Below are 15,871 nucleotides of genomic sequence, written 5' to 3' on the forward strand. Positions count from 1 at the left end.
CATAGCAAAATGCCAAAAAAGGTTTTTTACTATGAACTATCAACTATTAGCCATGAACTATTTAAACTCCGGTTTCAAATATTCCTTCATCGCTTTGCGCATCTTCAGCACTTTTGGGGTAGATACCGCGCCGATGTAGGGGTTATCGCCATTGGTGCGGTAATAGCCCTGGTGATATTTTTCGGCAGGGTAAAACACTTTAAAAGGCACTACCTGGGTAACCACTGGGTTTGGGTAATGCTTGGAGTCGTTCATTTTTTTGATAGCGGCCTCCAAAGTTGCTTTTTCATTCGCGTTGCGGTAAAAAGCGATAGAACGGTAATCGGTACCAACATCAGGCCCCTGACGGTTAAGCGTGGTTGGGTCGTGGGCCGACAAAAATGCCTCGGCAAGCGTGGCGTAAGTGATCACCTTGGGGTCGTAATATACCTGTACGGTTTCCGCATGGTTGGTTGTGCGGGTGCTCACTTCTTCGTAGGTTGGGTTGGCGGTGTTACCACCGGCATAACCGGCTATTACCTTGTTAACGCCTTTCAATTCGGTCATGGCTTCTTGTGAGGCCCAGAAACAACCGCTGCCAAAGGTGGCTACCGCTTCGCCAGCTGCGGGTTTTGGCAATACGGCCATGCTCTTTGGCTGCCCGTTGGCGCATCCTACAATGAGTAATACCAATGCTACATATAATGCTAATTTTTTCATAATTCTTGTTTTACTCTTTGTAGTAATAAACGTAAAAACCTTACAGGGAAGATGTGAATAGTGAGTGGTGAGCAGTGAATAGTTGGAAAAAGGGCTGAATTTTGCAATCCGCTGACTTAACAAGTAAAACCACTCACTCATCTTTATTGATGGCACCCCTGCGGGCCGGGCTTTTCAGGGCTGCGCTGCGCTCCGGTCCCCAACCCTGGTGAGGACTAAACCCTTCCAATCCCTGTTGCGTTTTAGTTTGGGCAACAAAACCACTCACCACTCTCTATTCACCATTCACCGATTATCTTTTCCCCGCTTTTATCATCCAGAGCAGCTTATCCAGCCCGTTTAGTTTTATTTCGTACGTAGTGCTCATCAGCATCCCAATCTTGCCGGGAGGGAAGCCCTTGCGCTGCATCCACTCCAGGTAACTGATAGGGATATCGCATATCAGGGTATCTTTATACTTGCCAAAAGGCATCCGGGTCTTCACAATATCCACCAAAATCTGCGGGTCGGCATTTATATTTTCCACGGAGTAAATGTAGGGAATTTACAGGCGGGCTACCACAATTTTGTTGCCTTGCTCACCACCAAAAACCCTACCAAAGCCGCGGCTATTGCCAGGGTGGCTTTTGCGCGTTTGTTGCTTACCGCAGGCGGAATATAGCGCACACCGTTCTCATCACTCACTGCCGCGTGGCCTACGTAGCGCCCTTGTTTTGGCACGGCGACCTCCTCGAAACGGTTGGCCAGGAAATTAAGTTCGGTTGCCAATTCGCGGCCTCGCATTACGGGGCCATGCCCTGTTGCCGCTATCCGCGGTTGCAATGCCGCAAGCTTACGTACAGATTTTGCGGCTGCTATCCAGTCGCTGGTGATATATTTTGGCGGGCCGCTTACTTTCTTTTTATAAAGCGCCAGGTGCCAGGCAGATTCTGCCTGCGTGGTGGTGAAGGCATCGCCGGCTATCAATGTGGTATTCAGCGGCATAAACAAGGAAATATGCCCGGGCGTGTGGCCGGGAGTATGGATCACCTTCCATTCGGGCAATACTGGGATCCCTTCAAGCATGTCTATATCTATTAAATTGCGGCGCACATTAATAGGTTTTGTAGGGAATAGCACCGATGCAAGGCTCATGAGCCCGCCGCCGGTTTGCGGGTCGGCAGGAGGGTAGGAGGATTTACCGGTGAGGTAGGGTGCTTCTAAATGGTGCGCGTAAACAGCAACGTTCCACACTTTTAGTAGTTCGTACAGTGAACCGGCATGATCGCTGTGCCCATGAGTTAAGACAATAGCCGACGGACGGGTTCCCGGGCCGAATAGTGCTTCGGCCATAGCGATGATTTTATCCCCGGAGCCCTTGGTGCCGGTATCTACCAGTACCCAGCCTTTGCCCGCGCCACGGCGGTTGGCTATCATATACACGTTTACAAACAGGAGCCTCATGCCCCAAACACCCTGCGCTACCTGGAAATATTTAACATTTTTATTAGCAAACATAATTTATTATAATGGTTGCTAATTAACATGCAGAAGGGGTGAATGGTTTTATTTTAACGGGGTCGCCTCTGTTTTTATCAGGTTGCTTCCACGCATTTCTTCAGGTCTCTTAGCCTTTGCCGTACGTTGAGACGTAACCGGCGTTTAATAATGCCACCCACGATAGTAAATGGGAAACGCAGCCTGTAATTGTAATAAAAGGTAACCTTGGCGGTTTCGGTGCCCGCATCTCTAAACGTCCATGATCCTGCAAAGGTTTTAAACATATAGGGGCCTTTGGTCATTTTTACGGCGGCCACACCCGGGCGGCTAAAAGTTACATACCTGGTTTCCATCCCTATACCATTGCGGGCCACACACCAGGCTTTAACGCCTTTACCTGCTTCGGTAGCGCCGTTTACAAGTTCGGCCTGTTTTAAAAAATTATCCCAATCCAGCCGTTTGGTGTAATCCTGGGTGTAATCAAAAATAATCGCGGCGGGTTTTTTGATGATGATCTTTTCGGAGAAATTGAAAGATGACATGAAATATGATGTGTAGGGGTATGGGTAAAGTTACTGTTTTAAGATGGCTAATTACAGTGTTCCAAAACGTTTTTTTAATTTTTATTGTTTTTCTATAAATTCTTTATAATAAACAACTTATATTAATTGATTAAAGAGGATGGGTGTTCCAAAGTGTTTCACGAAAAACTGTAAAGTATTGATATTCAATATTGTTTTAAAAATAAGTGTTTCACGCGCAAGTTGGAACACTTTGGGCAATAATATTGAATAGTGCCGGAGACCCATCACCATCCGGAAGCTTTAAAAGTGCTAACGCCGGCAAAGCCACCCTTCATGATCTGCATCAACTATCTGCACATCCGTAACTTGCACATTTGTACATCTTCACTTATCTTGCCGCCTCAACCTGATTATTTTAAACTTTGATGAGTAAACCCCATTACCCTATCCTGGATGGCCTGCGCGGTACTGCCGCTGTGCTGGTAGTTGTATTTCACTTGTTTGAAGCGTACTTTCCCGAACTGCCAAAACATCCCATGCATCATGGCTACCTCGCGGTAGATTTTTTTTACCTGCTCTCGGGCTTTGTGGTAGGTTACGCGTATGACGACCGATGGGCAAAGGGTATGACGATAAAGCAATTTTTTAAGATCAGATTCATCCGCTTGCACCCACTTGTAATATTGGGTACCATCGTTGGTGCCATCTGCTTCTGGTTAGACCCTTACAAGGATATGCAGATCATCGATCTCGGTAAGTTTATCGCGGTGATATTGTTAGGTTTTACACTTTTGCCTGCCACTGCAGATGTACGCGGCTGGGGCGAAACACACCCGCTGGATGGCCCCTGCTGGAGTTTGATGCAGGAATACATCGCCAATATATTATATGCTATCATCGGGCGAAAGCTGAGCAAAGGCGCGCTTTGGGCGGTTGTTACCATCAGTGGTATAGTGCTCCTGGTGGTATCTGTAGACCATGGCGACCTGGGTACCGGCTGGGGTTACGCTAAGATCAAATCGGCCTTTATTGCCAGTTGGTTCTACGGAAATGGTGCCGAAGGGTACCCTAATATCTGGGTGGCACCGGTGCGTATGATGTTCCCTTTCTTTGCAGGACTACTGCTTTTTCGTACAGGTAAACTCATCCGCGTACCTATGGCTTATATCGTTTGTTCTCTGTTGTTAGCCGCATTGTTCTTCTTCCCATATTATAGCTGGAACGGTTATTTCGACGCGCTGTGCATTATTATCTTCTTCCCGTTAATTGTTGCGGCAGGGGCAGGCGGGCAAATCAGTGGGCGCTGGGCAAAACTCTGTAAATTTTCGGGCGATATATCGTACCCCATTTACATTATGCACTACCCTTTCATTTACGTGTATACATTCTGGATCATCAAAGCAAAACCCGAACCATCAGCCATTATACCTATCGCGGCAGGTTTGTTCTTCTTCTTTATTATACTGGCTTACGCTGCACTGAAGTTGTACGATGAGCCGGTAAGGAAGTGGTTGAAAGCGAAGTTAGCGTAGTCTGAATTAGAATTTACAGAATTTTAGAATGAACAGAATGTGAGGTAGCCCATTATTCTGTTTATTCTAAAATTCTGCATAATGCACCATCGTTTTGTAACACCCAAAAAAGTGCGAGAAAAGTCGTACCATGCCGAGTTCTGTAAATTCTGATTCGGACAGATTATAGTTTATTAAACCAGCCCTTTTTCCAAAAGATAAACAGCAACCCAACGCCAATGCCGAGCATCAGGATAATGGCGTAAACATAACCGTGATGCCAATATAGTTCGGGCATGTTGTCGGCTATCAGGTGCCCGTGGTCGTCCGTGCGGCTGAAGTTCATGCCGTAGATGCCTGCGATAAAGGTAAGCGGGATAAATACTACCGAGATGATGGTGAGCACCTTCATGATCTCGTTCATGCGGTTGCTTACCATACTTAGATACAGGTCGATGATGCTGCTGGTGACCTCCTTGTAGCTTTCTACCATATCCATGGCCTGAATGCAATGGTCGTAAGCGTCGCGCAGGTAGATCTTTACATCTTTGGTGATCAGTTCGCTTTCGCTACGGATCATGTCGTTTATCTTATCGCGCTCCGGCCAGCAGGAGCGGCGGATAACAATGAGGGTGCGCTTGAGTTGCTGCGCCTCAAACATGATGCTTTTATCCGGGCTCTCGTAAAGCTTGTCTTCGGTTTGGTCTATCCGGTCGCCAATTTGGGAGAGCACCACAAAGTAATTATCCAGAATGGTATCGGTAAGCGCGTAAAAAATATAGCCCGGCCCGGCGGTGCGGATAATGCCTTTGCCTGCCTGTAAACGTGTTTTTACAGGCTCAAAATAATCCATGTTGCTTTCTTCAAAACTGATGATGATGTTATCTTTTACGATGCCACTGAATTGACAGTTAACCAGTTCGTTATCGTCATTAAAGAAAATAATGCGGCTTGTGCCAAACACGTAGTTATCGTATTCATCAAACTTTGGGCGCTGATGCGTATTTACCACATCCTCTAAAACCAGCTGATTGATGCCCATAAACGTGCCGATATCTTCTATCAGTTTGGCATCGCCCAGGCCATTTATCTTAATCCAATGGGTATGGTCGGGACACTTTTTTACCTGCTGCGTTATGGTTCGCATATCACAGCCCTCACTAATTTGCAGGTCGGTTTCGTTAAACGAGTAGATAACTATTTCGGGCGGCAAAGCGTCATCCGGAATATTGATGGTTCCGGGGCGTGCGCCAACCTCAAATTTGTGCTTGCGATTTTTAAAGTGTACCCGTTTGGTATAAGAGCTCATTTATAAATAATTTACAGCCTGCGGCCCCTGGTTAAACAGCAGATCTACGATGCTTTGGTTCTTCAGAAAGCCTATCCGATCTTCAAAAACCTGAAAGTAGGGCTTTTGTTCCATGTCCGCAGGGTTTTTAGCGCTCATGCTATAACGCAGGTCGGTAAGGGTAGGGTATGCGGCCTGGTAAGTTTCGGTAAATTGCAGGGGCAGCTTTATTTTCAGCAGGCGTAGCAGCAATTCCAGCAGCTCTAAATTATAATCGAACAGGTAGGGGTAATGCTTCTCGTAAAAGGGCGCGAAATCAGCCTCGTAATATTCAAAATAAGCGGAACTGCGGTAACAGGCTTGCAGGCTTAGCCAGTGCAGGCGCTGCCATTTAAAATCGTAGCTTATCTGCACTTCCTTTATTTTGGTGTGATTCTTGGCACCTTTTATAACCGGCACCGTAAGCGACAGCGAACCGTCGGGCGAGTAGATGTTTGTGCGGTTACGGTAAGTTTGTTTGGGGAAGTGTTCCTCCTTTTCTATCAGCACATGTGGCTTAAATTGCTGCAGTTTGGTAAAGTACTCCACCGGTGGCAGATAGAACATTGGTAAAACAGCACCATTCTCAATCATATATATTTTTTATGTTTGTGGCAGCAAAATTGGTTAAAATAATGTTAAAAAAGGCGGCAGACAGTATAGGTATATTTTTTTGGTACCTGTTTTCCTTACTCCCCTTTTGGTTTTTGTACCTCATATCAGATGGTTTGTACGTACTAATCTACTATGTAACCAAGTACAGGCGACGTGTAGTACGCGAGAACCTCAAAAATTCCTTCCCGGAAAAAAGCGATGCCGAACGGCTTAAAATAGAGAAGCAATATTTCAGATACATGGGCGATCTGCTGGTGGAAACGTTTAAGATGATCAGCATATCTGAGAAAGAACTGCGCGCCCGTATGCACATGAAAAACCCCGAAATTGTAGAGCATTACTTTAGCCAGGGCAAAAGCATTATAGCGGCGGCAGGGCATTACGGCAACTGGGAAATGGCGGCACTGGAGTTTGGGATGCTGTCGAAAAATAAAACCATAATCGTTTACAAACCATTGAACAACCCGCGGTTCGACGCGTTTTTGAACAAGCAAAGGGCGAGGTTTGGTTCTATGCTGGTGACGATGAAGCAAACCCTGCGCACCATGATCTCGCTGAAGGATGAGCGCACGGTGAGCGTACTCGCGTCCGACCAAACCCCCGGCGTGAATGAGGTTACTTACTTTACTAATTTTTTAAACCAGCCAACCGCCGTATTTTTAGGGATAGAAAAGATAGCGAAAATGACCGATGCCGCAGTGGTGTTCTACCGGATAGAATGCGTAAAGCGAGGCTATTACACCTACGAGTTGGTGCCCCTGGTAGATAACCCAAAAGAAACCGCGCAATACGAGATCACCAATATGCAAGTTGGTTATTTGGAAAAGCAGATACAGGAAACCCCGCAATACTGGCTTTGGAGCCACAGGCGCTGGAAATTTAAGCCAGAGGATTTTAAACGATGAGCACATTCCCAAAAGTTGCCGTTGTGATATTAAACTGGAACGGCTTAAAACACCTGGAGCAGTTTTTACCAAGCGTACTGGCATCTACTTACCCCAATCTGGATATTATTGTTGGCGACAACGCCTCTACGGATGGTTCTATCGCCTTTTTAAAGGGCAGGTATCCATCTATAAGGATAATTGAGAACGATCAGAATTACGGCTTTACAGGTGGCTATAACCGCGTGCTGACGCAGGTGGAGGCCGATTACTATGTGCTGCTGAACTCTGATGTTGAGGTTACGCCCGACTGGATAGAACCCGTGATCACCTTAATGGAAAGCGACGAAAGTATCGCCGTCGCCGGCCCCAAGCTCAAATCCTTCGCGCAAAAAACGCATTTTGAATACGCCGGTGCGGCAGGTGGCTTTATCGACCGCTTTGGCTATCCATTTTGCCGCGGCCGCATCTTTGATGTGCTGGAAGAAGATATGGGCCAGTACGATACACCGGGCGAAGTTTTCTGGGCATCGGGCGCGGCTTTGTTCATCAAAAAGAAACTATGGGATGCTGCAGGTGGCTTTGATGAAAGCTTTTTTGCCCACATGGAGGAGATAGACCTTTGCTGGCGCTTAAAAAATATGGGGTGTAAGGTAATGTATTGTCCGCGGTCTACAGTGTACCACGTTGGCGGCGGTACGTTGAATGCCGAAAGCCCGTTTAAAACTTACCTCAACTTCCGCAACAACCTGTTGCTGCTAAAAAATAACCTACCCTTTTGGAAAGCGTTTTTTACCATAGGCCTCCGCTTTTGGCTGGACCTGCTGGCTTTGGTGAAATTCCTTGCCGATGGTAAAAGTAAAAACGCCTGGGCAATAAGCAAGGCGCACCGGAATTTTGTGCGGCGGCTATTCTCTAAGTCAAAAGTTAAAAGTCAAAAGTTAAAAGTTTCTTCGGGAACTCTCAGTGGATACTACGCGCGCAGCATTGTTTGGGATTTTTTTGTGGGGAAAAAGAAGAAATTTAACGAATTGGTGGAGAAGGAGCTTCATTAAAGCAAGTTCTGGTTTAATGAAGTCGCTCGGCTCCAGCCGAGTGACAAGCTATTGTAAGGCCTCCGGCCGCGGCAAGATGCCTGCTAATAATCGTCACTCGGCTGGAGCCGAGTGACTGCGAAAAATATGTCGTTCAGGCCTTGGACAGGCTCAGACTGACAATTTATATCCCCGTATCCGTCACATCTGTGTTCGTTACTTGCGCTTCCTCGCCGGGTGGCTTGGTATTTTTCCTGGCGGTTTCGGTTACTTTATCATCCATTTTTACATGAATATCGCTCTGCGGGAATGGTATTTCGATGCCTTCTTTAGCGAATATGGTGTAAATATCCGACAGGATATGGCTCTTCAGCGATAGCCATGTGGTAATATCGGCTGCCCAAAACAGTAGCCTGAAATCTACCGAGCTTTGGTTGAGGTTATGCACAAACACAAGTGGGGCGGGCGTTTCCATAATATCCGTACGGCCGCAAAGCAGGTTGGTAAGAATGGTTTTTACCTTTTCAATATCCGAACCGTAGGCCACGCCAATAATCAATTCTATCCGGCGGTTGCTATTGCTCAGCGTCCAGTTAATTACGTGATGAGATATCAGGTCGCCATTGGGGATAATCACCTCGGCGCCGTCGCTGGTGGCAATTTTGCTGCTGCGGATGCCAATTTCCATAATGGTACCGCTGCGGTTGTCCACTTCGATGATATCGCCTATCTGGATCGGTTTCTCAAAAGCAAGTATGAGGCCCGATACGAGGTTGTTCACTATATTCTGCAAGCCGAAACCGATACCTATACCAAAGGCACTGATGATAATGGTGATCTTATCCAACGGAAAGCCCGAAGCGGTAATCGCCACTAAAAAGCCCACCGCGAATACCGCGAGTTTAATGAGCAGGGTAGAGGTGCGGTTCTTCTTTTTCAGGATATCGATATCCGAACCACTTTTGCCCGCAACATCGTACAGGTAACTGATGATCTTGGCCGCTACCGAGGATAGCCAGATCACCGCGATAAATATGATAATACTCTGGAAAGTGAACTGCGTATTGGTGCCGCCAAGGCTGCGGGTATCGGTTAAGAATTTTTGAATATAATCAAAAACGGCGTCCTCAATGCTCAGGTTTTGGGTAAGCATAATTAGCCAGAGCAAACTGGCCAGCACCGTTAAAATACTGCGGAATTTGGTTTGCAGCATTTTAAAATCGATGAAAGAGCTGAGGTTATTGCTGTTCTTATTGGCCTCCAATTGTACAAACAGGCTTTGCATAATAATCTGCACCAGGTAGTACATGCCCAATGCAAGCCATAAATTATACACCGCTGTTACGCCGATAATTTTAGAGAGTGTTACCCTGCCGAAAATATTACAAAGCGCCGAAATTACCAGCAGGATGATGAAGATGCGCAAGATGGTTTTGGTATGCGGCAGGTAATCTTCGGGCGCGTTTTTAACCACCCGGTAAAAACGAACGGTGATAAACGTGGTGGCCAATGCCAGTAATAGCACAATTACCCTATCGGTATTGCTTACCTCTACAAATAGATTGCTGAAGCTATAAACGCATGTAAGGCAGAATAATAGCGCGAGATACTTAAACAGTTGTTGTGGGCAGGTTTTACCAACCAGGTACAAAAGCGAGGCGATGAGCACAGTGAAAAAGATTTCGAGTACCACTACCGGCGGATGGTCATAAAAATTGGGCACAATGGCAAACGCGACGATCATGGCCGATACTACCGGGTAGAACGAAACATATTTAGCGTGGCTGAAAACCGTTTGCGGCGACTCCTTTATTCGCAACAGTTTGCGCCTATTGGAATAGATCCAGGTGTAAAACAGCACCAAAATCAATATACCTGCAAAGTGAATAAGCGGATCGCGGGTTGCGAAAAAGGTTAACAGCCGCGTGTTCATGTTCACCGTTTTGCTGAGCGCTGTTCTGAAAGTACTCTCGGTGTTGCGGTCCATCTCCCAAATGCTGTTGTTCTCGTCAGAGAGGGCAGAAATGCTGAACTCGCGGATCTTCAGGTCAATTTGGTCACGCAGATCAATCAGGGCAATGTATACCGATGTGGCCCTGTTTTGCAGCGAGCCAATTTTGAGCAGCAATTTTTTATTGGTGGTATCCAGACGTTTATACTTGCTGTCGATAGCTATTTTTTGAATGAGGAAAGATGTTGCCAGGGCGCTATCCGCGGGCACCATTTTAAGCGATGAGTCTTTGCCCATCGCCGAAAGTTCGTTTTGGTTTTGGATGAGTTTGGAGTTAATCACCGCAAGGCGTTCCTGCCATATATCCAGCTGGTCGTCGCTGCGGGTAAGGATATCGCGGATAGCGTACAAGTAGCGCAGGGTACTGCTACGGTCGTTATCTATCAGGGTTTTGATCATCCCCACGCGTTTCTCAAACGACGGCAGCTTAGCGCTGATATCCACCGTATCAATATTGCGCGACAGGCTCGTTTTTATCTGGTTGAAGGACGAGGTGTAATACTCTATCTTTTGCAGCAGCCCGTTGATGGAGGTGTCGGATTTTTTAAGGCTCCGCATCATCGAATCGCGCCGCAGAATGGTTTGCCGCAACGAATCGCGAACGCTTAGTTTTTTGCCCTTCTTGGTGGTTTGCCCCAAGCCGTCAGCTGTAAATAACGCGAATAGGAACAGCAGGGGAGCGGCTATTTTGAGGACTTTATTCATGGGACGGGCTAAGCATAAGCAATGTGGAAACTTACCAACTGAAAACGTTTTAATTATTTCGGGCTAAGCCAGTTGAAGGCTCTCAATAGCCAACCGGTACGAGTGCATTCCGAAGCCTGCAATAACCCCACGGCAACTGGCGGCCAGCATAGAGGTATGCCTAAATTCCTCGCGCTTGTAAACGTTGGAAATATGCACTTCTATCACGGGTGTGTTGATGGCCGCGATGGCATCGGCAATGGCAATGGATGTGTGGGTATAGGCACCGGCGTTCATCACAATGCCATCGCAAGTAAAGCCAACTTCGTGCAATTTATTTATTAATTCGCCCTCAATATTACTTTGGTAATAACTAATGCTGATGTTTGTAAAATGCTTTTGCAATTCGGTTAAATAGTCCTCAAAGCTGGCGCTGCCGTAAATAGATTTTTCGCGCACGCCAAGCAGGTTTAAATTTGGGCCGTTTATAATTTGTATATTCATTTGTTTCAAACTTAGGTATAAATCATCAAAACTAAAATCTATTGAACTGGGCTTCGGCAATAAAGGGATTTAAGGCTTACCTCAAACTGGAAAGGAGTTTGGCCGGTAACTCTATCGAAGCTTATAGTAGAGATTTAGAAAAACTATATCAATACGCTGATTCACTGTTAGATAAAAAATCGCCTAAAGATTTTTCTTTACATGATCTGCGCCAATTTATTGCTTGGGTAAACGAATTGGGCATGATCCCTTCCACCCAGTCGCGGATAATTTCGGGCATCAAAGCTTTCTATAAATTCTTGCTGATGGAGGACTACATCAGCGCCGATCCGTCCGAATTATTGGAAACACCCAAGATCCAGCGCAAGCTGCCGGACACTTTAAGCGTGGTAGAAATTAACGAACTCATCGCCGCTATCGACCTCTCCAAACCCGAAGGTACCCGCAACAAGGCGATGCTGGAAGTACTCTATGGTTGCGGCCTCCGCGTATCGGAATTAACTGAACTAAAGCTCTCCAACCTGTACCCGGAAATAGAATTTATAAAAGTGACCGGCAAGGGCAGTAAAGAGCGTTTGGTACCCATTGGCGGCGAGGCTATCCGTGCCCTAAAAATATGGACTGACTTTGTAAGGGTGCACATCCCCATTAAAAAAGGAGAGGAGGACCTGGTTTTCCTCAACCGCAGGGGCAGCAGGCTAAGCCGGGTGTATGTGTTTTTGATGATCAAAGATTTGGCGGCGACCGTCGGCTTAAAAAAGAAGATCAGTCCGCATACCTTTCGCCATTCCTTCGCTACCCACCTCGTAGAAGGAGGTGCCGATCTTCGCGCCGTACAGGAGATGTTGGGCCATGAGAGCATCACCACCACGGAGATATACACGCATCTGGATAGGGAATATCTGAAGAGTACCATCATAGGGTTTCACCCGAGGAATTGACCGGTGATTTTAATGATTTAAAGATTTCGTCGATGAGTTTGAAAAGACATCAGCGAAATCAAACGAATCAACGTAACTCAGCGATCACCATCCTATCCCTGCCACTCATATCCTTACGTAACTCAATGTTAGTAAATCCTTTATTAGCTAATAGTTCAATGATTTCTTTGCCAAATGCTTCGTTGATCTCAAAGAAAAGCAGACCGCCTGTTATAAGCTTATCCGCAGCAAAATCAGCAATCGCCTTGTAAAAAAGTAAGGGGTCATCCTCGGGCACAAACAAAGCCGAATGTGGCTCAAAATCGGTTACGTTAGTATGCATTAAGGTTTTATCGTGCAGGGTAACGTAGGGAGGGTTAGAGATGATTAGTGAGTAGTGAGTGGTGAGTAGTGAATGGTTGGCGGTGAGTGGTGAGTGGTGAGTAGCGAGTAGTGAGTGGTTGGGTTGAAGAATATCTACCTCAATAAACGCTACATCAACCTCGTTGATAACCGCGTTTTGCCTGGCAGTTTGCAAGGCTTCTGCAGAAATATCTACAGCCGTAACCGCAGCATCAGGCAGGTTCTTTTTCAAGCTGATGGCAATGCACCCGCTCCCAGTACCGATATCTAAAATTGAAAACGACTTTTGACTTTCAACTTTCAACTTTAAACTTAATAAAGCCCACTCTACCAATTCCTCCGTTTCGGGGCGGGGTATGAGCGTGGCGGGGTTCACTAAAAAGGGGAGTCCGTAAAACTCGGTACTGCCTAAAATGTACTGTATGGGCTTGCCGGTTTTGAGTTCGGTAAGTATAGCGGGGACCTTTTCCTGAGCCTCCGCGGGGACATCATCCTCCGGAAAAGCTTTTATTTTTGCTCTGGATAAGTCCGTTATTTCGCTGAGCACCATAAGCGTTATGGCTTCTGTTTCCTGTACGCCGTAAAGTTCGTCAAGCACCTGGTGAAAATTGAGGAACACATCCTTAATAGTTTTCATGCAACAAAGTAACATAAAACCTACTTTTGTACCATGCCGCAACACCAAATATATATGCACCGCTGCCTGGAGCTTGCCGCTTTGGGCGCAAGCCGGGTAAGCCCGAACCCAATGGTTGGCGCTGTAATTGTGCATAACGACAAGATAATAGGCGAAGGTTACCACCAAAATTATGGTGAAGCACATGCGGAGGTTAACGCCATTAACATGGTGATAAACAGCTATGATAACTATGCCGAACTATTAAGTGAAGCTACCATTTACGTTTCCCTGGAGCCCTGTGCGCATTACGGTAAAACGCCGCCTTGTGCTGATCTGATCATTAAACATCATATCCCAAACGTGGTTGTTGGCAGCCGCGACCCATTCCCCCAAGTGGATGGTAAGGGGATAGAAAAACTGATAGCCGTTGGTGTGGATGTAACCGTGGGCGTGCTGGAAGATGAATGCCGCTGGCTGAACCGCCGCTTTTTTACGCGTGTGCAAAAGCATCGGCCTTATATCATTTTAAAATGGGCGCAAACTCTTGATGGCTTTTTTGCGCCTTCAGATGGTAGCCAGCATTGGATAACAGGCGCCGAAGCACGCAAACTGGTACACCAATGGCGTGCCGAAGAAGATGCCATTTTAGTGGGCAAAAATACCGTAATGGCCGATAACCCGCAACTTAATACGCGCTACGCCGAAGGGAAATCGCCGAAGCGGGTGGTGATAGACAGGAGGCTTGAATTGTCACCTGATCTTAACATCTTCGACAGGTCGGTTGAAACCTTGATTTTTAACGAAATTAAAACCGATATTGACGGGAGTATAAAATACATAGCTCTGGAAGACTTTGACCGCTACGTACCGCAGTACATGATGTACCAGTTGTACCTGCAAGATATCCAGTCGGTTATTATTGAGGGCGGCGCTCATACGCTAAATTCGTTTATAAAAGATGGATTGTGGGATGAAGCACGTATTTTTACCGGGGCGGATGTTTTAACCAATGGCATACCGGCACCAAAAATAAGTGGCCAAAACGGCGGGCAATATCCCGTAGGGCACAACCAATTACAGGTGTTTTATAATAAGCCTAAAAGCTAATGTTATACGTTTTTCTGAGTGTGTGCTGCAGTGTTATCGTGTCGGTTTTACTAAAACTGGCAAGGCGGTACAGTGTTGATATTTCGCAGGCCATCACCTGGAACTACCCGGTAGCTATTTTGCTTACCTGGTTCTTTTTTCGCCCCAAATTAGATGTTACCGCGCTGCAGACCGGCCCTGTATCCATCTACATTGCCGTAGGTGTTTTGCTGCCGGTGATATTTATGGTTATGGCATCATCGGTAAGGGTGGCGGGCATTGTACGTACGGATATAGCCCAGCGGCTCTCGCTGTTGATACCATTGGTAGCTGCGTTCTGGCTGTTTAAAGAGCCCTTAACTCCTATGAAAATTGTAGGGATCGTTATCGGTTTCGCGGCTATTGTATGTTCTATCCCCTGGCAAAAACAAACGGCAAACCGTAAGGTACTCAGCAACGCCTGGTTTTACCTGCTCATTGTTTTCTTTGGTTTTGGGACGATAGATATCCTGTTTAAGCAAGTCGCCGCCCATAAGGAAGTTGCATACACCACTTCGCTGTTCGTTATTTTTATACTGGCATTCATCATCGCGCTGATAGGCTTGATCTTCCGAATATTAACCAAAGGCGCACGTATTTCCTGGCCGCACGTCATGTTCGGCTGGATCATCGGTGTGGCCAATTTTGGTAATATTCTGTTCTACCTAAAGGCACACCAGCAATTATCTGCAAGCCCTTCGTCCGTATTCTCCGCCATGAATATTGGTGTAATTACCGCCGGTGCTGTTGTTGGCCTGGTGGTGTTTAAAGAGCGGCTGAGCCTGCTCAATAAAATTGGCATAGCTTTAGCAATAGCTGCCATTATTGTTATTACCCTTTCGCAAAAATAAATGCTTTTCGACGATACGTACAAAACTATTACCCAACCAGCGGAGGGCATCTTTCGCGACCGTGGCAGTAAATTTCTGGGCTACGCTTATCCCATCAGCTCGGATGCTGATATAAAACCCATCATAGCCAAACTAAAGGCAGAGCATCCCAAAGCCAATCACCATTGCTGGGCCATCCGACTGGGTATCGACCGCTCCGTTTTCCGCGTGAATGATGATGGCGAACCTTCCGGTACTGCGGGCAGGCCTATCTTGAATATCCTGCTATCAAAAAACATCACCAATGTACTGGTAGTGGTGGTGCGCTATTTTGGCGGCACACTGTTAGGCGTTCCCGGCTTGATAAACGCCTATAAACTCACAACCGAAGCCGCGCTGGAACAGGCCGAGGTTATTGAGAAAACAGTAAACGATATTTATACCATCACTTTTGAATACCCGCAGATGAACGATGTAATGCGCATTATTAAAGAGGAGCAATTGCAGGTGCTAGAGCAAACTTCGGAGTTGAACTGCAGTATCAGGTTCTGTATCCGCAAAACGCAGGTGGAGCAGGTGATGAGCAAATTAAACAAGGTAGAGAAGGCGAAAGTGGTTTACAATTACAGCGGCTAATACACGATTAAGGGATTTTAGGATTAACACGATTTGATTTTGTGGAATGATCAAAACACTCGTCCACTTCATTGCCGCCGGTTTCAACCGGCGGAACACAGCCCAC

16 protein-coding genes are annotated in these 15,871 nt (G+C 46.5%); 7 read left to right on the plus strand and 9 right to left on the minus strand.

All coding sequences use genetic code 11. The features are described from left to right. Positions 1-57 precede the first annotated feature (57 nt). From msrA to ABIX36_RS05240, 4 genes are all read right to left on the minus strand, one after another. The gene (msrA, locus tag ABIX36_RS05225) at positions 58-699 is read right to left on the minus strand and encodes a peptide-methionine (S)-S-oxide reductase MsrA (RefSeq protein ID WP_348081106.1); all 642 of its coding nucleotides are present in this window, start codon (positions 697-699) and stop codon (positions 58-60) included. 292 nt (positions 700-991) lie between these two features. Continuing rightward, positions 992-1,225 carry a DUF3820 family protein gene (locus tag ABIX36_RS05230; RefSeq protein ID WP_348081107.1) on the minus strand — a complete coding sequence of 78 codons (234 nt, stop codon included), beginning with the start codon at positions 1,223-1,225 and terminating at the stop codon, positions 992-994. Positions 1,226-1,254: 29 nt separating this feature from the next. Next, positions 1,255-2,196: an MBL fold metallo-hydrolase gene (locus ABIX36_RS05235; protein ID WP_348081108.1), complete on the minus strand. Its 942-nt coding sequence runs from the start codon at positions 2,194-2,196 to the stop codon at positions 1,255-1,257. A gap of 77 nt (positions 2,197-2,273) precedes the next feature. After that, positions 2,274-2,720: an SRPBCC family protein gene (locus ABIX36_RS05240; protein WP_348081109.1), complete on the minus strand. Its 447-nt coding sequence runs from the start codon at positions 2,718-2,720 to the stop codon at positions 2,274-2,276. A 407-nt stretch (positions 2,721-3,127) separates the two neighbouring features. Here ABIX36_RS05240 and ABIX36_RS05245 point away from each other — a divergent pair, with 407 nt between their 5' ends. Then, a complete protein-coding gene (locus ABIX36_RS05245) occupies positions 3,128-4,234 on the plus strand; it encodes an acyltransferase (protein ID WP_348081110.1) in 1,107 nt (368 codons plus the stop codon). A gap of 163 nt (positions 4,235-4,397) precedes the next feature. On the opposite strand, the gene corA is transcribed toward ABIX36_RS05245, so the two are convergent. Together corA and ABIX36_RS05255 are read right to left on the minus strand one after the other, a co-directional pair. Next, complete coding sequence (gene corA, locus ABIX36_RS05250) at positions 4,398-5,522, minus strand: magnesium/cobalt transporter CorA (protein WP_348081111.1); 1,125 nt, start codon at positions 5,520-5,522, stop codon at positions 4,398-4,400. Next, positions 5,523-6,134, minus strand: coding sequence for a WbqC family protein (locus tag ABIX36_RS05255; RefSeq protein ID WP_348081112.1), 612 nt, complete (start codon positions 6,132-6,134; stop codon positions 5,523-5,525). 41 nt (positions 6,135-6,175) lie between these two features. On the opposite strand from ABIX36_RS05255, the gene ABIX36_RS05260 reads away from it, so the two are divergent. Beyond that, positions 6,176-7,060: a lysophospholipid acyltransferase family protein gene (locus ABIX36_RS05260; protein ID WP_348081113.1), complete on the plus strand. Its 885-nt coding sequence runs from the start codon at positions 6,176-6,178 to the stop codon at positions 7,058-7,060. Further along, on the plus strand, positions 7,057-8,094 hold the full coding sequence (locus ABIX36_RS05265; RefSeq protein ID WP_348081114.1) for a glycosyltransferase family 2 protein: 1,038 nt from the start codon (positions 7,057-7,059) through the stop codon (positions 8,092-8,094). The genes ABIX36_RS05260 and ABIX36_RS05265 overlap by 4 nt, the downstream gene beginning before the upstream one ends. 163 nt (positions 8,095-8,257) lie before the next feature. On the opposite strand, the gene ABIX36_RS05270 is transcribed toward ABIX36_RS05265, so the two are convergent. Further along, the gene (locus tag ABIX36_RS05270; RefSeq protein WP_348081115.1) at positions 8,258-10,789 is read right to left on the minus strand and encodes a mechanosensitive ion channel domain-containing protein; all 2,532 of its coding nucleotides are present in this window, start codon (positions 10,787-10,789) and stop codon (positions 8,258-8,260) included. 63 nt (positions 10,790-10,852) lie between these two features. Next, entirely contained in the window at positions 10,853-11,272 is a 420-nt protein-coding gene (gene aroQ / locus ABIX36_RS05275) for a type II 3-dehydroquinate dehydratase (RefSeq protein ID WP_348081116.1), read from the minus strand. A gap of 41 nt (positions 11,273-11,313) precedes the next feature. On the opposite strand from aroQ, the gene xerD reads away from it, so the two are divergent. Further along, positions 11,314-12,213 (plus strand): site-specific tyrosine recombinase XerD, encoded by a 900-nt coding sequence (xerD, locus tag ABIX36_RS05280; RefSeq protein ID WP_348081117.1) that lies wholly within the window; start codon positions 11,314-11,316, stop codon positions 12,211-12,213. Positions 12,214-12,280: 67 nt separating this feature from the next. Here xerD and prmC read toward each other — a convergent pair whose 3' ends face one another. After that, positions 12,281-13,192, minus strand: a complete 912-nt coding sequence (prmC, locus tag ABIX36_RS05285; protein ID WP_348081118.1) for a peptide chain release factor N(5)-glutamine methyltransferase — start codon at positions 13,190-13,192, stop codon at positions 12,281-12,283. Between the two features lie 33 nt (positions 13,193-13,225). Between prmC and ribD the strand changes: the two genes are divergently transcribed. The 3 genes from ribD to ABIX36_RS05300 are packed head-to-tail and all read left to right on the plus strand — an operon-like array spanning position 13,226 to position 15,765. Further along, entirely contained in the window at positions 13,226-14,281 is a 1,056-nt protein-coding gene (gene ribD / locus ABIX36_RS05290) for a bifunctional diaminohydroxyphosphoribosylaminopyrimidine deaminase/5-amino-6-(5-phosphoribosylamino)uracil reductase RibD (protein ID WP_348081119.1), read from the plus strand. Beyond that, a complete protein-coding gene (locus ABIX36_RS05295; protein ID WP_348081120.1) occupies positions 14,281-15,150 on the plus strand; it encodes an EamA/RhaT family transporter in 870 nt (289 codons plus the stop codon). Before ribD ends, ABIX36_RS05295 begins: the two co-directional genes overlap by 1 nt. Beyond that, positions 15,151-15,765, plus strand: a complete 615-nt coding sequence (locus tag ABIX36_RS05300) for a YigZ family protein (protein ID WP_348081121.1) — start codon at positions 15,151-15,153, stop codon at positions 15,763-15,765. It begins immediately after the preceding gene. Positions 15,766-15,871 lie beyond the last annotated feature (106 nt).

The sequence above is a fragment of the Mucilaginibacter sp. genome (genome assembly GCF_039925265.1).
Classification (GTDB): Bacteria; Bacteroidota; Bacteroidia; order Sphingobacteriales; family Sphingobacteriaceae; genus Mucilaginibacter.

Bases quoted from the DNA above. Each gene is read 5' to 3' on its own strand.
- msrA (WP_348081106.1), bottom strand. From the start codon at position 699: ATGAAAAAATTAGCATTATATGTAGCATTGGTATTACTCATTGTAGGA.
- ABIX36_RS05235 (WP_348081108.1), bottom strand. From the start codon at position 2,196: ATGTTTGCTAATAAAAATGTTAAATATTTCCAGGTAGCGCAGGGTGTT.
- ABIX36_RS05240 (WP_348081109.1), bottom strand. From the start codon at position 2,720: ATGTCATCTTTCAATTTCTCCGAAAAGATCATCATCAAAAAACCCGCC.
- ABIX36_RS05245 (WP_348081110.1), top strand. From the start codon at position 3,128: ATGAGTAAACCCCATTACCCTATCCTGGATGGCCTGCGCGGTACTGCC.
- corA (WP_348081111.1), bottom strand. From the start codon at position 5,522: ATGAGCTCTTATACCAAACGGGTACACTTTAAAAATCGCAAGCACAAA.
- ABIX36_RS05255 (WP_348081112.1), bottom strand. From the start codon at position 6,134: ATGATTGAGAATGGTGCTGTTTTACCAATGTTCTATCTGCCACCGGTG.
- ABIX36_RS05260 (WP_348081113.1), top strand. From the start codon at position 6,176: ATGTTAAAAAAGGCGGCAGACAGTATAGGTATATTTTTTTGGTACCTG.
- ABIX36_RS05265 (WP_348081114.1), top strand. From the start codon at position 7,057: ATGAGCACATTCCCAAAAGTTGCCGTTGTGATATTAAACTGGAACGGC.
- ABIX36_RS05270 (WP_348081115.1), bottom strand. From the start codon at position 10,789: ATGAATAAAGTCCTCAAAATAGCCGCTCCCCTGCTGTTCCTATTCGCG.
- aroQ (WP_348081116.1), bottom strand. From the start codon at position 11,272: ATGAATATACAAATTATAAACGGCCCAAATTTAAACCTGCTTGGCGTG.
- prmC (WP_348081118.1), bottom strand. From the start codon at position 13,192: ATGAAAACTATTAAGGATGTGTTCCTCAATTTTCACCAGGTGCTTGAC.
- ribD (WP_348081119.1), top strand. From the start codon at position 13,226: ATGCCGCAACACCAAATATATATGCACCGCTGCCTGGAGCTTGCCGCT.
- ABIX36_RS05295 (WP_348081120.1), top strand. From the start codon at position 14,281: ATGTTATACGTTTTTCTGAGTGTGTGCTGCAGTGTTATCGTGTCGGTT.
- ABIX36_RS05300 (WP_348081121.1), top strand. From the start codon at position 15,151: ATGCTTTTCGACGATACGTACAAAACTATTACCCAACCAGCGGAGGGC.